16 protein-coding genes and 1 pseudogene are annotated in these 20152 nt (G+C 46.9%); 15 read left to right on the top strand and 2 right to left on the bottom strand.

Annotation, left to right across the window (positions count from 1 at the left end; all coding sequences use genetic code 11):
- Nucleotides 1–285: 285 nt before the first annotated feature.
- From hdfR to AC6IB1_RS12370, 8 genes are all read left to right on the top strand, one after another.
- Nucleotides 286–1131, top strand: coding sequence for an HTH-type transcriptional regulator HdfR (gene hdfR, locus AC6IB1_RS12405; protein WP_497566924.1), 846 nt, complete (start codon nucleotides 286–288; stop codon nucleotides 1129–1131).
- 387 nt (nucleotides 1132–1518) lie between these two features.
- Nucleotides 1519–2826, top strand: a complete 1308-nt coding sequence (locus AC6IB1_RS12400; protein WP_497566923.1) for a dicarboxylate/amino acid:cation symporter — start codon at nucleotides 1519–1521, stop codon at nucleotides 2824–2826.
- Nucleotides 2827–2940: 114 nt separating this feature from the next.
- Entirely contained in the window at nucleotides 2941–4494 is a 1554-nt protein-coding gene (locus tag AC6IB1_RS12395; protein ID WP_497566922.1) for a cryptochrome/photolyase family protein, read from the top strand.
- 206 nt (nucleotides 4495–4700) lie between these two features.
- Complete coding sequence (locus AC6IB1_RS12390; RefSeq protein WP_497566921.1) at nucleotides 4701–6332, top strand: BCCT family transporter; 1632 nt, start codon at nucleotides 4701–4703, stop codon at nucleotides 6330–6332.
- A gap of 481 nt (nucleotides 6333–6813) precedes the next feature.
- The gene (locus AC6IB1_RS12385) at nucleotides 6814–8421 is read left to right on the top strand and encodes a BCCT family transporter (RefSeq protein WP_497569137.1); all 1608 of its coding nucleotides are present in this window, start codon (nucleotides 6814–6816) and stop codon (nucleotides 8419–8421) included.
- A 109-nt stretch (nucleotides 8422–8530) separates the two neighbouring features.
- Nucleotides 8531–10414, top strand: a complete 1884-nt coding sequence (locus AC6IB1_RS12380) for a DUF294 nucleotidyltransferase-like domain-containing protein (protein ID WP_497566920.1) — start codon at nucleotides 8531–8533, stop codon at nucleotides 10412–10414.
- A 9-nt stretch (nucleotides 10415–10423) separates the two neighbouring features.
- The gene (locus AC6IB1_RS12375; RefSeq protein ID WP_497566919.1) at nucleotides 10424–11161 is read left to right on the top strand and encodes a 3'-5' exonuclease; all 738 of its coding nucleotides are present in this window, start codon (nucleotides 10424–10426) and stop codon (nucleotides 11159–11161) included.
- Between the two features lie 219 nt (nucleotides 11162–11380).
- Nucleotides 11381–11839: an FKBP-type peptidyl-prolyl cis-trans isomerase gene (locus tag AC6IB1_RS12370; protein ID WP_497566918.1), complete on the top strand. Its 459-nt coding sequence runs from the start codon at nucleotides 11381–11383 to the stop codon at nucleotides 11837–11839.
- A gap of 189 nt (nucleotides 11840–12028) precedes the next feature.
- Here the strand turns inward: AC6IB1_RS12370 and AC6IB1_RS12365 are convergent, their stop codons facing one another.
- Nucleotides 12029–12292, bottom strand: a complete 264-nt coding sequence (locus AC6IB1_RS12365) for a YkgJ family cysteine cluster protein (RefSeq protein WP_497566917.1) — start codon at nucleotides 12290–12292, stop codon at nucleotides 12029–12031.
- Nucleotides 12293–12507: 215 nt separating this feature from the next.
- Here AC6IB1_RS12365 and AC6IB1_RS12360 point away from each other — a divergent pair, with 215 nt between their 5' ends.
- The 5 genes and pseudogenes from AC6IB1_RS12360 to AC6IB1_RS12340 form a co-directional block, all read left to right on the top strand.
- The gene (locus tag AC6IB1_RS12360) at nucleotides 12508–12948 is read left to right on the top strand and encodes a YcgN family cysteine cluster protein (RefSeq protein ID WP_040528496.1); all 441 of its coding nucleotides are present in this window, start codon (nucleotides 12508–12510) and stop codon (nucleotides 12946–12948) included.
- Between the two features lie 542 nt (nucleotides 12949–13490).
- On the top strand, nucleotides 13491–14897 hold the full coding sequence (locus AC6IB1_RS12355; RefSeq protein ID WP_497566916.1) for a cytochrome c peroxidase: 1407 nt from the start codon (nucleotides 13491–13493) through the stop codon (nucleotides 14895–14897).
- Between the two features lie 340 nt (nucleotides 14898–15237).
- A complete protein-coding gene (locus AC6IB1_RS12350; RefSeq protein WP_497566915.1) occupies nucleotides 15238–15927 on the top strand; it encodes a conjugal transfer protein TraA in 690 nt (229 codons plus the stop codon).
- Nucleotides 15928–16106: 179 nt separating this feature from the next.
- Nucleotides 16107–16622, top strand: a complete 516-nt coding sequence (locus tag AC6IB1_RS12345) for a hypothetical protein (protein WP_497566914.1) — start codon at nucleotides 16107–16109, stop codon at nucleotides 16620–16622.
- A gap of 363 nt (nucleotides 16623–16985) precedes the next feature.
- Nucleotides 16986–17084, top strand: a pseudogene (locus AC6IB1_RS12340) (tRNA-dihydrouridine synthase); the annotation flags it as partial.
- A 16-nt stretch (nucleotides 17085–17100) separates the two neighbouring features.
- Here AC6IB1_RS12340 and AC6IB1_RS12335 read toward each other — a convergent pair.
- Nucleotides 17101–18212, bottom strand: a protein-coding gene (locus AC6IB1_RS12335) for an IS3 family transposase (protein ID WP_497566314.1) whose coding sequence is annotated in 2 segments (ribosomal slippage) — nucleotides 17101–17960 and nucleotides 17960–18212 — 1113 coding nt in all. Because the reading frame shifts where the segments join, the coding sequence is not laid out codon by codon here.
- A gap of 86 nt (nucleotides 18213–18298) precedes the next feature.
- Here AC6IB1_RS12335 and AC6IB1_RS12330 point away from each other — a divergent pair.
- Together AC6IB1_RS12330 and AC6IB1_RS12325 are read left to right on the top strand one after the other, a co-directional pair.
- Nucleotides 18299–19177 carry a tRNA-dihydrouridine synthase gene (locus AC6IB1_RS12330; RefSeq protein WP_497566913.1) on the top strand — a complete coding sequence of 293 codons (879 nt, stop codon included), beginning with the start codon at nucleotides 18299–18301 and terminating at the stop codon, nucleotides 19175–19177.
- 184 nt (nucleotides 19178–19361) lie between these two features.
- Entirely contained in the window at nucleotides 19362–20132 is a 771-nt protein-coding gene (locus AC6IB1_RS12325; RefSeq protein ID WP_497566912.1) for a TerC family protein, read from the top strand.
- The last annotated feature ends 20 nt before the right edge of the window (nucleotides 20133–20152 follow it).

Below are 20152 nucleotides of genomic sequence, written 5' to 3'. Positions count from 1 at the left end.
CCTAGTTGATTTTGCTGCAGCCCATATACTGTGGCTCATAAATCACTGGGTTCTGTTAGCATTAGGTAATGGTTGTGTAAGGGCGGTGGATTGTCTGAACTGTTGGACAGGTGGTGATAAAAATGATGAAATTCCGTTCCGTAAAGGTGTTTTATGGCGATTACCGGGGCGCAATCTCGTTCAATTGAACTGAAAACGAGCTAAATTGTGCGTTTTAGCCTTGACCCGATCAGGGTTTTCCCTGATAACGCAGGTTGACGAATTTATTTTTATTAATTGCTGATTATGGATACTGATCTTTTACGCACGTTTTTGGAAGTGAACAAAACCCGACACTTCGGCAAGGCGGCGACCAATCTCTATTTAACCCAGTCAGCGGTTAGTTTTCGTATACGCCAGCTTGAAATAAAACTGGGCACGCCTGTCTTTACCCGCAAACGCGGTGATTTGCGATTAACGCCTGCAGGAGAGCGTTTTGTCCCTTATGCGGAGAGTATTTTGCAGACTTGGGGGCGTGCCCGTCAGGATGTTGCGTTGACCGGCGCCTATCAGCAACAGGTGACGGTCGGGGCAACGTCCCTTATCTGGGAAATGGACAGTTGCAGCGACTGGCTGGAGCGTATTGAATCAGCCCGGCCAGATTGGGCACTGCGTACAGAATCACTCAATCGTCAACAGGTCTCCACGGCATTGCTTGAAAAACAGGTAGATGTGGTGCTGACCAGTGAACCGCCAAAACTGGCGGATTTACAGCAACACAGGATCACATCGTTTGAACTGTTTCTGGTGTCAAGTGAGCCCGATCAGGACATGGACAGTATCAGTGAGTTGCCCATGGTCTATCTGGACTGGGGGACGCGTTTTGGTTTGGAGCACAGCCGTATTATGACGTTACAGCGTACGCCGATGCTGCACAGCCATGCCTGCCAGCCAGCGCTGAAGTTTCTGTTAAACCGCGGTGGGGTTGGCTTCCTGCCATCGACCCTTGCTCAGCCCTGGATTGACGCGGGTGCTTTGCATAAAGTGAAAGATAGCCCTGCGATGGCCAACGATCTGTATATGGTGTGGTTATCGACCAGCGATAAGCATGAAGACATTGAAGAGTTGGTGGGTGTTTTAAATGAAGCCTGAAGGATGCAGCCCGCTGCATCGCTGACGGGTTTCACCATCACTGCTTAGAAACCTACCCGCCGGATTGGCCTCGCGCTGATCCGGTTTTGCCTCTGCCATTCCCGTTTGTATCGCCAAGTGTTGGTTTTTTTATACACATCCTGTCCTTAATTCTTTCTTTTCCCATTAATATATGGAAAAACCATTGAGCACAAAATGTTCTAAAAGTTTTGTTTATTGTTATTTTATTGTTTAAATCTTTGTTTTTGTGTTTTTAAATGTGTGACGGGATGCGTAAAAGTAACTAAACGCCATGAAAAGGGCATACCTAATACCGTCACTCCGCTGCTAATCTCCTTTCCCCTGAATGTGACAAGCACGTTACGAATTGAAAAGGAGTATTCGGTGATGAATGCGAAAACCAACAAGATGTCCCTGACGACCCGTGTTCTTATCGGCATGGTGCTGGGTATTGTGAGCGGGTTTGCTATTCGTGTTTTGTTTGGCGAAGACGGCTTCGTTAACGAATATATCGTCAATGGCCTGTTTGACGTGGGTGGGCAGATTTTTGTCGCCAGTTTGAAAATGCTGGTTGTGCCGTTGGTATTTGTGTCTCTGGTCTGTGGCACCAGTGCGCTGAAAGACATTGCGACACTGGGACGATTGGGGGGGAAAACCCTGATTTTCTATCTGGGTACCACCGCGATTGCCATTACTCTGGCCATGAGTCTGGCATTGTTGTTTGGCCCGGGTAAAGGTGCCGATCTTTCTGCGGCCTCGGCATTCCAGTCAACGGAAGCGCCTTCCCTGGGGAATGTTATTGTAGGCATGTTCCCTACCAACCCAATAAGCTCAATGGCAGAAGGCAACACCCTGCAAATTATCATTTTTGCCTTACTGTTTGGTATCGCGATCAGTGCTTCCGGCCAACCGGGTGAGCGTGTTGCTGCGTTCTTCCGCGATTTAAACGAAGTGATCCTGAAGCTGGTTGCCTTGCTGATGAACCTGGCACCGTACGGTGTGTTCTGCCTGATGGCTAAGCTGTTTACATCGCTGGGATTGTCAGCGATTGTGAGTCTGGCGGAATACTTCTTCGTTCTGGCGGGTGGACTGGTATTGCATGCGCTGGTGACGTATACCACCTTGCTGAAAGTATTCAGTGGTCTGAGTCCGGTAACATTTCTGAAGAAAATGGAAGACGCCATCATGTTTGCGTTCTCTACAGCGTCTTCCAATGCCACCATTCCGGTGTCAATGGAAACCACAACCCGTCGTATGGGTGCTGATAATAGGGTTGCTGCATTTACTATCCCATTGGGAGCTACCATCAACATGGATGGTACTGCGATGATGCAGGGGGTTGCTACCGTATTTATCGCCCAGGCGTTTAATGTCGACTTGACGATGGCCGATTACATGACGGTGATCATGACTGCAACATTGGCGTCTATCGGCACCGCGGGTGTACCGGGCGTTGGCCTTGTAATGCTGGCAATGGTGCTGAACCAGGTGGGGCTGCCACTGGAAGGTATTGCCCTGATTATGGGGGTTGATCGCTTGCTGGATATGATCCGTACTGCGGTTAACATTACCGGTGACTGTGCGGTGACCTGTATTGTGGCGAAAAGCGAAGGGGCGTTGGATGAAAAACGCTTCAACGACATGAAAGCGGCAGAAGAAGACGAGAAAATCGTGTTCAAACCCCACGCGCAATAACACACACTTTGCGAAGAAAAATGCCAGACCTGAATGTCTGGCGTTTTTTTGATCCCTCACTTTCCCGTGTCGTAATGCATACTGTTGTTAGAAAACAGAAATGGCTGCGAATCAATGACCCAGTTTCACACCTTAAGACTCATTCTTGGCGACCAGCTTAATGCCAGCCACTCTTGGTATAGCAAGCCTGATGATGGCGTTTTGTACCTGATTGCTGAACTTAGGCAGGAAACTGACTACGTGCGCCACCATGTCCAGAAAGTGTGTGCCTTTTTCGCCGCGATGGCTGGGTTTGCCGATGCGCTTTCGTCGGCGGGACATCATGTTGAACACCTTACGCTGGATGATGCCCAGACATTCAGTGGGCTGGATGAACTGCTGGCATGCAAGATTAACCAATATGGTGTTACGCATTTTAGTTACCAGACGCCAGATGAATACCGGCTCCGTGAACAGCTTCGGACGTTTGCCGGTGCAGTACCCATTTCTTCATCCGAGGTAAGCACTGAACACTTTTTGTTGCCAGACAGTGATATCAACACTCTGTTTACCGCCGGGAAGCATCACTTGATGGAATCTTTCTACCGCAAGATGCGCCGCCGCTTTGGTGTGTTGATGGATAGCGACAAGCCGGAAGGGGGAAAGTGGAATTACGATAAAGAAAACCGCGCCAAACTGACAACGCAAGATCTGGCGGCTATTCCGCAGCCTCTGGCCTTTGCCAACGACGTGTCTGATATTCTTGAGCGGCTTACCCGCCATGGCGTTCAAACCATAGGAAAGCCCGAAAACACTTTGCTTTGGCCAGTAACCCGGCGGCAGTCCCTGTCGTTGCTCGATTATTTTTGTCGCCATCTTTTGCCGCAATTTGGCCGCTTTCAGGATGCGATGACCTCACATTCTCCCCATGCCTGGAGCCTTTACCACTCCCGGCTTGCCTTTTCTATGAACAGTAAAATGCTGCACCCGATGCAGGTGATTGAGGCGGCGATTAAGGCATACCGTACGCCGAACAGTGGCATTACCCTGAATCAGGTCGAAGGGTTTGTCCGCCAGATCCTTGGCTGGCGGGAATTTGTCCGTGGTCTTTATTGGGCAAACATGCCAGCGTATGAAACCATAAACAGGTTGAACGCAGAGCGCCCGCTGCCAGACTTTTTCTGGACGGGCGACATCCGGATGGCCTGCATGAAGCAAGCGATACAACAGTCGCTTGACTACGCCTACGCGCACCATATCCAACGCCTGATGGTAATCGGCAACTTTGCCCTCCTGACGGGGCTGGATCCCAAAGAGGTTGATAGCTGGTACCTCGGCATTTACATCGATGCGATTGAATGGGTGGAGTTACCCAACACCCGTGGTATGGCCTTGTTTGCTGACGGTGGCTTACTGGCGACCAAGCCTTACAGTGCAAGTGGCAACTATATCCAGAAGATGAGCGACCATTGCGCAAGTTGCCACTACAAGGTGAAAGAAAAAGTGGGGGAAGCTGCCTGTCCGCTCAACAGTCTTTACTGGCGCTTTATGGAAAAGCACCGTGACATCATTGCCGTCAATCCAAGAGCCGGCATGGTCTATCGAAACTGGGACAATAAGCCGCAGGAAGAACGGGATGCGGTACTGGCACAAGCCGACACCTACCTTCTTCATCTTAATTGGATTTGATGTGTATTTTTCTTTGCATTTTTGAAAATATATATTTTTGGTCTGAATGTTGAAGATTGTAAGTGCTCTCTGAATATTTTATATCATTAAATCAATTGGATATAATAAGATATTTTTGTTTTACCTCACTATCCAAAACTGTGATAGTGCGCGTTTAACTAGGCACGAACTGTGCCTTATGCCTATCAAAAAATGGAGTTGTCGTTGTGAGTGATAAAAGTCACGATGAATTAATGTCGCCGGATGGTGCAGTGACGCCTATCGATACTGATTATCAGGTAGGCCAGGACAATATCGCGCTGAAAATTGGCCCCTTTGGGTTGGACATCCACAACCGGGTATTTGTGGTCTCAGGTGGGATGATTGCACTGTTCGTGTTGATCACTTTGTTGTTTCGTCACTCTGTTGGCCCGCTGTTCAACGCAATGCGAAACACTCTCACCGCCCAGATGGACTGGTTCTTCATTGGTGCCGGTAACCTGTTTGTTATCCTTTGTTTGCTTTTAATCTTTAGCCCCCTTGGCCGTGTTCGCTTGGGCGGTACGGAAGCGACGCCCGATTACACCTATGTTGGTTGGTTTTCCATGCTGTTCGCCGCAGGCATGGGGATTGGCCTGATGTTCTACGGTGTGTCTGAACCTTTGTCCCACTATGCGTCTTCTTTTGGTGGCGTAGCTGAGGCGAATGGCGTTCGCACTGACTGGGCACCTTTGGGTGGCGCTGCGGACGATATGGCTGCAGCGAAAGATCTTGGTATGGCGGCAACTATTTACCACTGGGGGCTTCATCCTTGGGCCATTTATGCCCTGATCGCCTTGTCGCTGGCATTATTTTCCTTCAATAAAGGTTTGCCTTTGACCATCCGCTCCATTTTCTATCCTATCTTTGGTGAGCGTATCTGGGGGTGGCCGGGCCACATTATTGATATTACTGCCGTGGTTGCGACTTTGTTTGGTCTGGCAACGTCATTGGGTTTTGGCGCATCTCAGGCGGCGGCAGGCCTGAACTTCCTGTTTGATATTCCGGGCGGGATCACCACGCAGGTCGTGCTGATCATTGCGATTACCGGACTGGCTCTGGCTTCTGTGGTCGCGGGGCTGGATGCCGGTGTGAAACGCCTGTCTGAGTTCAACATGGGTATGGCAACGCTGCTGATGGTGTTTGTGATCATCGTTGGGCCGACCCTGTCGATTTTCACCAGCATTGGCACCAACATGATGGCGTATTTAGAGAACCTGCCTGCGCTTTCCATGCCATTTGGCCGTGAAGATACCAACTACTCCCAAGGCTGGACGGCATTCTATTGGGCATGGTGGATGTCCTGGTCGCCATTCGTAGGGATGTTCATTGCCCGCGTTTCCCGTGGTCGCACAGTGCGTGAATTCATTATCTGTGTGTTGTTGATCCCAACTTCAGTCTGTGTGCTGTGGATGACAGCCTTCGGCACCACAGCAATTGAACAGCTGCAGGACGGTTACCGCGCAGTTGTGGATGCTGATTTGCCGCTGCAACTGTTTAACATGCTGGATGGTCTTCCACTGGCAAGTATCACATCGCTGATTGGGATTATTCTGGTGGTGGTGTTCTTTGTCACCTCATCGGACTCTGGCTCACTGGTGATCGATACCATTTCTGCGGGCGGTAAAGTGGATGCGCCGGTACCACAACGCATCTTCTGGTGTTCGTTTGTTGGTCTGGTGGCGGTTTCCCTGCTATTGGGGGGCGGCCTTGGTGCGCTGCAGGCGATGGTAGTATCTACCGGCTTGCCGTTCTGTATCGTTCTGCTGATGTGCGCGTTCTCCCTGGTGAAGGGACTGATGTCAGAACCACGCAAATAAGCCTTCCTCTATCCGGGTGCATGCGCCCGGATTTTTCTTTTTAGAATCTCAATAGTTAGAAGTCAACAATGGTAAACCGATCGACAAAGGCCCGGTAGCGACGCATTTATAACGCTGAGGCGTTCGACAAAGGATAGAAATAGCAGGCCACTGCATAACGTTAATGTTTAGGGTTCAATGTTTAATTGCCTCGGCTGTCTGCAGGGTTTACACAAGAGAATGAGTAATAGTTCATTAATAACAGCAGTTAACTTGATGTGTCTCCCATTGTTGAAGCATTGAGCACGAAGGATATGTTAGAGTATTATTGGTCTTTAGGGCCAAACAGGCCCAAAACCTGAAGTTAGTGAGCGTTCAATATGCCTGATGATGGAAAACGTGGTTTTCCGCGATCTCACCCTGCATATTCAACGCCATTAGCTACTTAATTCGCTAAACGGACAAGGAGTTTACTGTGAGCGATAAAAGTCATGATGAGTTAATGAGGCCAGACGGTAACGTTAACCCCATAGACACAGATTATCAGATTGGACAGGACAATATTGCGCTGAAAGTGGGCCCATTTGGGCTTGATATTCACAACCGTGTTTTCCTGATTTCTGGTTTGGCTGTTGCGCTGTTTGTATTTATCACCCTCGCCTTCCAAAAAGATGTCGCCCCGTTTTTGGGTGACCTTCGCAGTTGGTTAACCTCAAACCTGGATTGGTTTTTCCTTTCAGCAGGCGATATTTTCGTTATCACCTGTCTGGCTCTGGTTGTCAGTCCGCTCGGTAGGGTGCGTCTCGGTGGAACCGAAGCAACCCCGGATTACACGTATGTTGGCTGGTTCTCCATGCTGTTCGCCGCAGGCATGGGGATTGGCCTGATGTTCTACGGCGTGTCTGAGCCCATGTCCCATTATGCTTCTTCCTTTGCGGGAATTACCGCTGAAAACGGCATCCGTACTGACTGGGCACCGCTTGGTGCGGCGGCGGGCGATGTGCAAGGTGCAAAAGAGCTGGCGATGGCAGCCACCATTTATCACTGGGGTTTGCACCCTTGGGCTATCTACGCAATTCTGGCGTTGGGACTGGCGCTGTTTTCTTTCAATAAAGGGTTGCCGCTCACCATGCGCTCTGTGTTTTACCCACTTTTTGGCGAGCGCGTTTGGGGCTGGGTAGGGCATGTGATTGATATTCTGGCTGTGGTTGCCACCCTGTTTGGTCTGGCTACATCGCTCGGTTTTGGCGCTTCGCAGGCTGCTGCCGGTTTGAACTACCTCTTTGGGGTGCCACTTGGGACAACAACGGAAATTGTGTTGGTAACCTGTATTACGGCATTGGCTTTGGTTTCCGTCATGGCTGGTCTGGATGCTGGGGTTAAGCGTCTGTCTGAAATTAACATGATGCTGGCCATTGCTCTGTTGCTTTTTGTGATTGTTATGGGGCCGACCTTGGCTATCCTTGGCGGCTTTTTTGGCAATCTGGCATCGTATGTTGAACACCTCCCGGCGTTAGCGAACCCATTCGGGCGGGAAGATGCTAATTTCACTCAAGGGTGGACAGCATTCTATTGGGCGTGGTGGATTTCATGGTCACCATTTGTGGGTATGTTTATTGCGCGTGTATCCCGTGGCCGCACAGTGCGTGAATTTATCGTATGCGTACTGCTGATCCCATCGCTGGCTTGTGTGCTTTGGATGACGGCGTTTGGCGGCACGGCGATTAGCCAACTGGTCAATGATGGTTACACCGCAGTGTCTGAAGCGGACTTGCCGGTGAAACTGTTCGCGATGTTGGATGCCCTGCCTTTAGCATCTATCACCTCATTCATTGGTATCATCCTGGTGGTGGTATTCTTTGTCACCTCGTCGGATTCCGGTTCACTGGTAATTGATACCATCTCTGCGGGTGGTAAGGTAGATGCACCGGTACCACAGCGTGTTTTCTGGTGTACGTTTGAAGGGCTGGTAGCCATTGTACTGGTGCTCGGTGGTGGTCTGGTCGCTTTGCAGGCGATGGCCGTATCAACCGGCTTTCCGTTCACCCTTGTGTTGCTGGTTGCCTGTGTTTCGGTGATAAAAGGCTTAATGTCTGAACCGAGAAGTTAGATTGGTAAATCGCTAAAACGGGGCAGACAAAACGTCTGCCCCGTTTTGTCTGGTATGTAGTTTAAACGTCGGTCCCTTTGGGAATGATGTATTGATAGATTGAGAAGTCATGGAAGCGGAACAAATAGAAATCGCAGCGTTTCTCAAACAACATCCTCCATTTGATGAACTGCCTGTTGAGGAAGTCGATAATGCTGCCAAGCAGGTGGAAATATCTTATTTCCGTGCTGGTACCCAGATTTATGAATACGGCCAAGCGGTTCAGGATTTATGCATTGTGCGCAGTGGGGTGGTGGAAATTTATCGCCGCAAAGGGGAGCTGTTCAACCGGTTGTCAGAAGGAGGAACATTTGGTCAATGGGGCCTGATGAGAAGCCGTCGTGCGCGTTTCCCGGCCAAAGCCATTGAAGACAGCCTGATTTACTTTCTTCCTGATACTGTGTTTGACGATCTTTGCGATCGCTTTGAATCTTTCTCTGACTTTATGGAAGTAGAGGATGGTTTGCGACTGCGTAATGCTGTGGAAAGCCATCGCGATAGCAGTGACCTGGCCACATCGAAAGTCACCAATCTTATTCTTCGCTCCCCTGTCACTGTTGATTGTGAATCTTCCGTTCGCTATGCAGCGCAAATCATGACAGACGAAGAGGTTTCTTCTTTGCTGGTGATGACGATGGAAAGCGACGAAGACGGTGTTGAGCAGGAGCGTATAGCTGGCATTATCACTGACAGTGATTTACGTTCCCGCGTGGTGGCGGATGGGCTGGCGTACGAAACGTCGATCAGTGAAATCCTGACGCCGCAAATCATCACCCTGGATCACAATGCCTACGTATTTGAAGCCATGTTGACCATGCTTCGCAATAACCTGCATCACCTGCCTATCCTGAAAAATCAAAAGCCGATTGGGGTGGTAGCCCTGTCTGACATTGTTCGATACGAATCGCAGAGCAGCTTGGTGATTGTGAGCAGCATTTTCCGCCAGCAGACGGTGGATGATCTCGAAGTGCTGTCGAAAGATGTGCCTGCCTGTTTCTCGCGTATGGTGTCGGAAGATGCCAATTCTCATATGATTGGCTCAGCCATGGCGGTCATCGGCCGCAGTTTTAAACAGCGCCTGCTGGAACTGGCAGAAGAGGCGCTTGGACCACCGCCGGTGCCTTATTGCTTTCTGGCGCTTGGCTCCATGGCCCGTGATGAGCAGTTGATTGTGACTGATCAGGATAACGCCATTATCCTTGACGACAAATATGATGAAGTGGAGCACGGTGAGTACTTTGCGGCATTAGCGACGTTTGTCTGTGATGGTCTTGCCCGATGCGGGTATAGCTATTGTACCGGTAATATCATGGCAACTAATCCGCAGTGGCGTAAAACCCGCACTGAGTGGGAAGAGACGTTTGCCGACTGGATTGATCAACCGAATCCGCAATCTTTACTTAACAGCAATATTTTCTTCGATTTGGATGGCGTTTACGGTGCAACTAACTGGGCGGAGACGCTCAAAGCCTTTATTTGCCGTCGCGCAAAGCGCAACAACCGTTTTCTGGCATGTATGGCACGAAATGCCCTGAACCGCACGCCACCACTGGGCTTTTTCAAAAACTTTGTGATGGAACAGGATGGCCGCCATAAGAACTCCATGAATCTGAAACGCCGGGGAACAGCGCCATTGGCTGATTTGATCCGTGTTCATGCGTTGGCGGTCGGTTCCCGTTCACAAAACTCCTTTGAACGTCTGGACGACATCATTGAGGCAGGCATTTTGCCGAAAGGACGGGGTGAGGACATTCGCGATGCGATGGAATTTATCTCTATGGTCCGCATTCGTCACCAAGCATTTGATGTGGCGCAGGAAATTGACCCGGACAACAACATCGAGCCGGAAAACCTGTCTGAATTTGAGCGCCGGAATCTCAAAGATGCCTTCCAAATCATGAGTAATGCGCAAAAGTTCCTGAAATACCGTTACCAGCCAAACCGCAGTAACTAGGAGCGCAGCATGTTATTCCTTGAACCGAATAAAGGGGCGCCGCTGGTAGAAGCGGGCCCTGACTGGCCTATCCTGATAAAACGGTTGGAGCAAAAGGCGAAGGTGCCACTGCTTAAGCGTTTTTACCAATGCGGCGTAGTAAGCGGCGATACCCCGGTTTCTGACGTGCAGTTTGTTGCACTGGATCTGGAAACCACGGGGTTGGATCCCAGCCAGAACGACATTATCAGTATCGGATTGGTCCCGTTTACCCTTGACCGTATTTACTGCCGCGACGCCAAACACTGGATTGTGAAACCAAGAAGGCCGCTTGAAGCTGAGTCTGTGGTTTTTCACGGTATTACCCATTCTGATGTCAGTGACGCACCGGACCTGCGCCGTATTCTGGAAGAAGTGCTGGCCTCACTGGAAGGGAAAATCGTGGTGGTGCATTACCGCTGTATCGAGCGTGATTTCCTAGAAGCTGCCGTGAAAAGCCGGCTCGGGGAAAGCTTGTTGTTTCCGGTAGTGGACACGCTTGAGATTGAATCCTGGTACTATCGTAAGCCTATCCAGAAATTTTGGTCCCGTGTGTTGAAAAAGCCGCTGACGTCTATCCGGCTTGCGGACAGTCGCCGCCGCTACAACTTGCCTTTTTATCAAGGACATAATGCGTTGACCGATGCCATTGCAACTGCTGAATTGCTGCAGGCCCAAATCGCCCATCGCTTTCGCAGGGATTACCCGATAAAGGCGCTGTGGCGTTAATTTTCAACCATTAAAATCAATGAGATCGGTCTGAGTTCACGTTTTTAGGAATCAAAACGCTGCAACGGGGCCGATTTTTTTAGTGCTTTGCTCACTGTGTTACAGTCAGAGAGATGAACGGGTATCTGTCTGTGGCGTTCTGTCCTTGACACTCTTTCGGGTCGATTTTCCGGCTTAAAGATACGATACATAAATTCGCTGCCGACAAAGGATGGCAAGATGATTGAAGAAAACAAAGTCGTAAAAATTGACTACACGGTAAAAGACGAAGACGGACAGCTGATTGATACGTCGGAAGGTCAAGATCCTTTAGCGTATTTGCACGGTGCGGGTAACATTATTCCGGGCCTGGAACAGGCGCTTGCCGGTCGCGCAGAAGGTGAAGAATTTTTTGTTCAAATCCAACCTGACGATGCGTATGGACAACGTAATGAAGCCCTGATCCAAAAGGTTGAACGTGGGGTGTTTCAGGGCGTAGAACAACTGGAAGTGGGCATGGTGTTTAACGCACAGGGGCCACAAGGCAACATTCAGGTGACCATCGTTGCGATTGACGGTGACGAAGTGACCATTGATGGCAATCACCCACTGGCAGGTGTGGTATTGTCATTTGACGGTGTGATCCGTGAAGTGCGTGACGCCACTGCTGAAGAGGTTGAGCACGGTCACGTGCACTAGTTTTTCTTTCTCACACACAAGCTCAAAGCGAGCTGTCCGGCTCGCTTTGTTGTATCTCAACTGATTAAACAAAAGGCGCTTTCTAAATACGACACATTCTTCCGTTGGTGTGTCGAGACGGATCTGTGATCGGGTGGGATATGTTTTGTCCAGAATAGATTGGTGATAATACCTACTTAGGGGAGGGGGCTAGGTTAGCGCTTCCAATTCTGTCAACACCTTAATGGCATACTGGTTGGTACAGCCACAGATATCCCGGTCGGCTTTGAACTGGTGGCATACTGCCGGGCGCTCAGGTTGGCCAAAAATCTTACAAAGATTTTGATCGCTCAACTGGATACAGCGCACTCCGGCGGGCTTGCCGTTTGGCATGCCTGGAATAGGGGAGGAGATGCTGGGTGCGATGCAGCAAGCACCACAGCCTAAACGGCAACTTATTGTAGGTTCACTCATTTCTTACCTTTGATTGCGAAGTGATAATCCAGTCCTCATAGTGGGTGCGCACAGTACCACTCACATCCTGTGAATGCAAAGTATTGCGGGTCGATGCATATAACCCTCTGACAAGCAGTTGTAAAATGAAGAGATTTTGTCTGATGCTTGCACTTTTTGTACTGGGTGGTATAACGGGCGCCTTTCTTAACATTGACTGGTAGGTACGGGGAAGTATGGCAATGGCTTTCTGGGAACAAAAATCACTGGCCGAAATGACAGATGCGGAATGGGAATCGCTGTGCGACGGCTGCGGCAAGTGTTGCCTTCATAAATTGATTGATGAAGATACTGAGGAGTTGTATTACACCAATATCGCCTGCAGCCTGTTGGACGACAAAACCTGCTCATGTAAAGATTATCCTAACCGCTTTAGCTATGATGAAGATTGCCTGAAATTGACCCGCGATAAAATTGAAGAGTTTTACTGGTTGCCGGATACCTGCTCATACCGTTTACTGGCAGAGGGTAACATGCTGCCAAAGTGGCACCCGCTGATCACTGGCTCAAAAGAAGCCATGCACGCTGCGAATCAGTCTGTGCGTGAGAAAGTAGTGTATGAAATCGACGTGATTGATTGGGAGGATCATATTCTGAATCACCCTAACCGGAGATGAGGTTTTAGCAGTTTTTCTGAATATTATGAAATGACCCCTACCCACAGGGTGTCCGCATGAATGGCTAAATCCCAACTATTTATGTATATGCCATGTTTAGAGTGTTAGTAAATTATTCAGATAGCATGAAAGTATAGTCAAGAATTATAATTAATCACCAATAATTTAATCTAACCGTAATATACTAGCACCATGAAATGGTGTGTTTTTTATATTTGAAGATTAATGAATACATGTGAAACATCCAGCCACCACCATTGTTTATCCAATAGGCTAAGATAACTTTATTTTTCATGAAATAACTAGTGTAATGTATTGTTATATATGTCTTTTTAAATAAGAATGAGGAGTTGTGTCGTGATGGGCATGTGAATAAATTGTATTGTTTGGCAAGTGTGTTTTTTTCTTTGAATACTAAGCCTATCTGTGGGTTTTGGGGATGAGTTTATATTTTGGAGGTTTTGAAATATGTAATGCATAAACACCAACAATAACTTGATGAAGTTATATTTTTAATTTGCATGATAACAATAAAGTGGTTTATGAATAAAAAAAACGCAACAGTTTGGTTGTTGAGTGCAGGGTTACTGACATATTTTGGTTCTGTTTACAAAGTTAACCAAGATGATACTCAACTGGCTCAAAAGAATCTGGCACAGTTTAGTTCACTAGATCCATCGACACTTGACTATCAAGCAATGAAAGTCTTGGCAGACAAAGGATGTACTTACTGCCACTCGCCAAATAGTGAAATGCCTTTTTACTACCAAGTGCCTATTGCAAAACAACTTATGGAAGCTGATGTACGAACTGCAATGCGTCACTTTGACATGACAAATTTTTTGGATGATGTCAAGCGTGGTGGCCCAATCTCAGAAGTGGCATTAGCTCGTATTGAAAAGGTGCTCAACGATGACTCAATGCCCCCTTCGCTTTATTTGACGATGCATTGGGCTGCAAATATTTCTGATGAAGAAAGGCATATTCTGTTGCAGTGGATTCGCACGAAGCGTGCTGAGCAACATCGCCAATCACCGGTCTCAGATGAGCGAAAAAGCGATGTTCTACAACCTATTTATACAATGTTTGAAACGGACGCAGATAAAGTGACATTGGGGAAAGTTCTCTATCACGACACGCGACTTTCAGCAGACAACAGTATTTCATGTGCATCATGTCATAGCTTAACAACAGGCGGTGTAGATCGACGTGTTTCGTCTGTGGGTATTCATAATCAAATTGGTGGTATCAACGCACCGACAGTATTTAATGCTGTGTATAACAAACTGCAATTTTGGGATGGGCGAGCAGACAACTTGCAAGAGCAGGCAGGTGGTCCTCCATTTAATCCTGTTGAAATGGGTTCAGAAAGCTGGGAACAGATCATTGATAAACTCCGTCAAGACCCAGCTGTAGTAGCAATGTTTGACGAAGTTTATGATGGTGAAATCAATGGAAACACCATTACTGATGCGATTGCTGAATTTGAAAAAACATTGATTACACCTAATAGCCGATTTGACCAATATCTGTTGGGTAATGTTGATATATTGAGCTCTGAAGAGAAGCGTGGTTTAGCATTATTCAATAAGTACAATTGTCAAACTTGTCATGCAGGTGAAGCCATGGGAGGTGGTAGCTTTGAAACTATGGGGATGAAAGCTGACTACTTTGCAGATCGTGGTAAAGGAATAACTGAAGCAGATCTTGGCCGATATAATGTTACCGGCAAAGAAGAAGATAAATATAAATTTAAGGTTCCTACCCTACGTAATATTGAACTCACATCTCCATATTTCCATGATGGCCAAGCAGATACATTAGAGAAAGCGATTTATGATATGGGTAAGTATCAGGTTGGCATAGAAATTTCAGACGAAGAAGTGAGAGCGATAAAAGCATTCCTAAAGACCTTAACAGGTAACTATGGAGAGAATGCTTTGGGTTAATTTAGATAGTTACTGGAGATAAAATCAATTAGTTATCTACATAATTATTTCTATACTTTAATATATCTCTACCGTAACTGTAAATTTAAAATGCCCTCAGTTCTCCTGTTGACTGAGGGTATTTGAAGTCTAGTTGAATTTATTAAATAAAATTTAGTTCATATGCTTATTTATAATAGTTTGACTTTCTTCCATATGGCGAGTATGTGTAGTCATCAATACAACTAGAAATATTTTGTATGAGATAAAAGGGAAAGTGTGCCTTTTAATATTCATTATTAATTTTCATTGTTAAAATAAACATCATACGTCTATTTTTATATGTTTTCAGGAAAAGAAAATGCCAATTACTCGAATGCACTCATTATCTAGAAGAACAGTTAAAAGCATAATATCTCAGGAAGCCCATACCACATTTGAGTGTAAAAAAATTTCCAGTAAAGTAGTTGAAGAGTCTGCAAATAAAACAATAAAGATAGCCAAAAACAGTACATCATCATGTAATCAAGAGAAGTATGGAATATTAAAGAATTATCTGTCATTTATCTGTAACTATGAAATCAATAAGAATTTATTGGAAAAATCAACTGTTATTCGTTGTAAGAGTGTAATTGATGAGAAAAAAGATGCTATTCATAAAAAGGTTCAGATTGGCATGAAAATGGATAGTTCAATGTGTTCAGCACCATTGCTGCACTATTTTACATCATTACTTGATAAGAATAGTGAGATGAAAAGTCTATCAGCATCTGATAGAAATGAAGTTCTCAGAGTGGCTTATGAATATTTAGATAATAAAATAGATGAGAAAATTATTGATAAAAACTTAAAAATGCCAACCATCCGTCAGGCAAGGGCATTAATATCTGTTATCTGCAAAGAGGAGTTAGAAGGTGATGATAAAAAAAGTGAAGCAAAGAAACGTCTATCCGCATTGCTTTTAGAAAATTTTGATATGGAGTTTGATATTGAAAATTTCAAGGATGAAGTGATTGGTGATATTAATAGTGTTTTTGAAAAATACTGCTGACCACGTATTTATTAGTTAGGGTAATATGTTTTTTTGGGAGTGACTTGTTCTCCGTCTTATTTGTTTTAGTAAATGCAAACATCAAAAGAAATCAAATTTCCTCTTGATGAATCTGATTATTTTTACTGAGAGGAATGTTATATGAAATATGCTAACACAATGAATATCGGAGGTTTTTAATGTTTAGTGTTAACCATTCGTGCTTTCATGCATCTCGTGTAACGACTCAGCCTAGCAGTGGTACTTCTACTTCTGCGCATTTACCGGTGCTATCGGTTAGGCAACTGTCTAGCGAAGAGAAAAATCAAAAGTGCATTGAGATCTTACAAGGGAAAGCAGAGTTGTTTGAATTGGTTATTAATGGTGAGGCGGTATTGGCTGTGAAGCCAGCTAAGCCCACTAAATCGCCAGCCGAAGTAATGCGAGAGAAAAGTGCTGCCATCTTGCAGGAAAGAGAGAAGCTATTTGAAGTTTTGAATGAGGGTACGGATAAGGTATATGGCCGAACTCGGCCAGGGGTAACTAAAGAGCAGGTGAGTGCTTACGTTTGTATGGTTCAAGAGCTTTGTGAGCTGAATGGTAACAAACCCTATGGGCACCATTCAGGACCTATCTTTGGTGATATGAGAGCGCTTCAAGAGGGCAGAGAAGTGCCTGATCTGATTTACAATCGAGGCGAATTTCAGGTTGGTTGATACACGTTTTTTTATTAATGCAATAAAATCATACTCTTATAGTCTATGAAGCGTTTCCACTTTGCATTATTCATGAGGTGGGGTGGAAAGCTGAGATTGCCATTGATGGTGTGCAAGACTAATAGCATTGTATCAATATCATACTGTTCAAGAGATAGCGGTTCAGCCAGATGAACCGCTATCTTTATATTAAACGTGTGATTATCGGTGGGTTGGCAGGTAAGATATACTGCCTGTCCAGGCGATGACTTTTCTCTGTTGCCATTTTTTCCATAAAGAATAATTTATTAACCATTTGATATAAATGAACCGTTTCGCTTTAAATGCCCATATCATGCATCATATTCACTGGGGTTAATGCCTGTGAAGTTGATATTAGGCCCGATGGAGGGTGTACTAGACCCGCTGATGCGCCAAATCCTGACAGAGATTAACCCTTATGATCTCTGTGTGACGGAGTTTTGTAACCCTCCCCATTTTAGTGACAGTCTAAATTAGAGCTTTTCCTGCTTTCATACTTAGCCAGATATTCCCAAGGGGTTAGGTCATTGAGAGAGTCATGCGGTCTCTCGTTGTTGTATTCCTTCATCCAGTTTTCGGTGATTTCTCGGACTTCGGACAGCGTTTTAAAAACATACATGTCGAGAACTTCAGTTCGATAGGTTCGGTTAAAGCGTTCAATGTATGAATTTTCTGTTGGCTTGCCTGGTCGGATAAATTCAAGCTCAACGCGGTTCTCTTCCGCCCACTCGGCCAATGCCGTTGAGACAAACTCAGGGCCGTTGTCCATGCGTAGTTTTTGAGGCGCACCGCGCCAAGCAATAATACGCTCTAGGACTCGGATAACTCTCGGTGCGGGGAGGTTCAAGTCCACTTCAATGGCCAACACTTCTCGATTGAAGTCATCAACAACGTTGAAGGTGCGAAAACGCCGGCCACAGACAAGGGCATCGCTCATAAAGTCGATAGACCAACAACTGTTCGCCCAATCAGGACAACAAAGCGGCACTGGTTCTCGCTTAGGGAGGCGTTTCTTACCCTTTCGCCTCAAATTGAGTTTTAGCGAACAATACACGCGATATACCCGTTTATGGTTCCATGCGTGCCCCCAACGTTTAAGGACTTTAAAGAGTTTTCCAAAGCCATACGCAGGGTAACGTTCTACTGCTTCCTGCAGCTTGGCAATGACTTCATCATCACGATGCGGGTCAGGACGATACCGATACACTGAATCACTGATGCCAACCACGCGGCAGGCCATCCTTAAGCTGGCCTGAAAGTGTTGCCGAACGTATTCCACAAGTTCACGTTTAACCGCTGGCGTTACAGCTTTTTTTCTAAGATATCTTTGACAATACGATGCTCGAGGCTGAGATCTGCAAACATCTGTTTGAGCCTTCGATTTTCGTCCTCTAGCTCTTTCAGTCGTTTAACATCAGAAGCTTCCATGCCGCCGTACTTGGATTTCCAGTTGTAGTAAGTTGCATCGGAAATGCCGTATTCACGGCAGACTTCGTTCACTTTTCGACCCGCTTCCACTTCTTTGAGGATCTTGACGATTTGCGATTCCGTGTAGCGTGATTTTTTCATCAGACGTTCTCCGTTCGTTTCAGTGTAAACGGAAAAACTCTAATTGCTAATGACCCGCTTTTCGGGGAGGGTTACAGTTTGTCCGGGTGATTGATGCTAAGCTGCCGCCACGCGTTTTCTATAAACTGAGTCCGGAGTTACAAAACGGTGGTAAAACCTCTTCCGGTATACCCGTGCGTGTGCAGCTTTTAGGTCAGTCGCCGCAATACATGGCTGAAAACGCTGCACTGGTGGCAGAGCTGGGCTCATCAGGGGTTGATATCAACTTCGGCTGCCCTTCTAAAACGGTGAATGGTAATAAAGGCGGGGCGGCGTTGCTCAAAGAACCAGAGTTGATGTATCAGGTGGTGAAAGCGGTGCGTGAAGCTGTGCCATCTGATCAGGTTGTCAGTGCCAAAGTGCGTCTGGGGTTTGACGATGTCTCCGCTTATCGGGACATTGCCGATGCCGTACATTCAGGCGGCGCCAATGAAATTGTCGTCCATGGTCGCAGTAAAGCGGATGCCTACAAAGCGGGGACCATCCGCTGGGATTTGATTGGCGATTTGGCAAAGCACCTGTCTATTCCGGTGGTTGCTAATGGGGATATCTGGTGCCGTGAGGATGCGCTGAAATGTGCTGAAGTCTCTGGTTGTGAATCTCTGATGGTTTGCCGTGGCGCACTCAACATGCCAAACCTTGCTACCCACATTAAAACCGATGCTGCCCCTATGTCCTGGCATCAGGTGCTGGTGCTTCTTGTTCGCTATTCCGAATTTGAAACCCGTGGCGACAAAGGGCTTTATTATCCGAACCGTGTGAAGCAGTGGTTCAGGTACCTACAGGCTCAGTATCCGGAAGCGAAAGCGCTGTTTGTGCGTATCCGCCAACTAAAAGACAAGCAACAAATCCTTGGTGAAATCGTCGGAGCGCTCGATGAAATTGAGCGAAGCAGTCACGCTGTAAATCCCGCTCAATATTGCTAATTGATTTTAATATCAATGGCTTGCTCTATTGGTTACATTTAGTTACATCTTGCTGGATTGCCGATATCAATACCTTATGGTGAACTGTCGGCTCATTCTAACCAAGAGGTACAAAAACGCTTTATATGGACGACCCCTCGAGTTGTTTCATTTCATTCCGCTCCTTTAACAAGGAGTCCGCAACATGCTAGACCTGTTTCTGCAACCTGAATCTCTCGTTATCCTGGCGACCCTGTTTACCCTTGAAGTGGTGTTGGGTGTCGATAACGTCGTTTTTATCTCGGTACTTTGTGAAAGACTGCCCGCGCACCAGCGTAAACTGGCGCGAAACTTGGGTATCGGTCTTGCCGTTCTGGCGCGTATCGGTCTGGTGTTTTCGATCAGCTGGTTGATGTCATTGACCAAACCGCTGATGACATTTGGTGATTTTTCGCTGACCGGCCGTGGCCTTATCATGATTGGTGGCGGTGCCTTCCTGCTGGCAAAAAGTCTCAAAGAGCTATGGGCGTGGCTGACCCATACTGAAACCCAGCATGGCAGCAAAGTGCGTGCCGGCATTGCTCTGATCCTGCTGCAAATCGTGGCAGTAGATGCGGTGTTCTCGATGGATTCAGTGATCACTGCGGTTGGCATGACCGATGAAGTGCCTTTGATGATTGCAGCGATTCTGGCCTCTGCGGCTGTGATGTTGGTGTTTGCTGAGAAGATCAACAACTGTGTGATCCGCTATCCGGGCTTTAAAACGCTGGCGCTGTTGTTCCTGGTGTTACTGGGTGGGCTTTTGATGGCGGAAGGTGTGGGTATCCATGTCAACAAAGGTTATGTGTACTTCGCGATGGCATTTGGACTGATCATGGAAGCGTGCGATATTGCACTAAAACGCAAGAATAAACGGTCCTTCAAACGTATTTATCCAATGAAGAAAGGATGGGCACTGAAGCCCCATTCCCATTAATCTTCTGATCAAAAAGGCAG

Source organism: Grimontia sp. THUN1695 (assembly GCF_059704325.2).
This window is presented reverse-complemented; position numbering and strand designations above follow the sequence as displayed.

Excerpts from the sequence above, each read along its gene's own strand:
- hdfR (WP_497566924.1), top strand. The coding sequence starts at position 286 with ATGGATACTGATCTTTTACGCACGTTTTTGGAAGTGAACAAAACCCGA.
- AC6IB1_RS12400 (WP_497566923.1), top strand. The coding sequence starts at position 1,519 with ATGAATGCGAAAACCAACAAGATGTCCCTGACGACCCGTGTTCTTATC.
- AC6IB1_RS12395 (WP_497566922.1), top strand. The coding sequence starts at position 2,941 with ATGACCCAGTTTCACACCTTAAGACTCATTCTTGGCGACCAGCTTAAT.
- AC6IB1_RS12385 (WP_497569137.1), top strand. The coding sequence starts at position 6,814 with ATGAGGCCAGACGGTAACGTTAACCCCATAGACACAGATTATCAGATT.
- AC6IB1_RS12380 (WP_497566920.1), top strand. The coding sequence starts at position 8,531 with ATGGAAGCGGAACAAATAGAAATCGCAGCGTTTCTCAAACAACATCCT.
- AC6IB1_RS12375 (WP_497566919.1), top strand. The coding sequence starts at position 10,424 with ATGTTATTCCTTGAACCGAATAAAGGGGCGCCGCTGGTAGAAGCGGGC.
- AC6IB1_RS12370 (WP_497566918.1), top strand. The coding sequence starts at position 11,381 with ATGATTGAAGAAAACAAAGTCGTAAAAATTGACTACACGGTAAAAGAC.
- AC6IB1_RS12365 (WP_497566917.1), bottom strand. The coding sequence starts at position 12,292 with ATGAGTGAACCTACAATAAGTTGCCGTTTAGGCTGTGGTGCTTGCTGC.
- AC6IB1_RS12360 (WP_040528496.1), top strand. The coding sequence starts at position 12,508 with ATGGCAATGGCTTTCTGGGAACAAAAATCACTGGCCGAAATGACAGAT.
- AC6IB1_RS12355 (WP_497566916.1), top strand. The coding sequence starts at position 13,491 with ATGAATAAAAAAAACGCAACAGTTTGGTTGTTGAGTGCAGGGTTACTG.
- AC6IB1_RS12350 (WP_497566915.1), top strand. The coding sequence starts at position 15,238 with ATGCCAATTACTCGAATGCACTCATTATCTAGAAGAACAGTTAAAAGC.
- AC6IB1_RS12345 (WP_497566914.1), top strand. The coding sequence starts at position 16,107 with ATGTTTAGTGTTAACCATTCGTGCTTTCATGCATCTCGTGTAACGACT.
- AC6IB1_RS12325 (WP_497566912.1), top strand. The coding sequence starts at position 19,362 with ATGCTAGACCTGTTTCTGCAACCTGAATCTCTCGTTATCCTGGCGACC.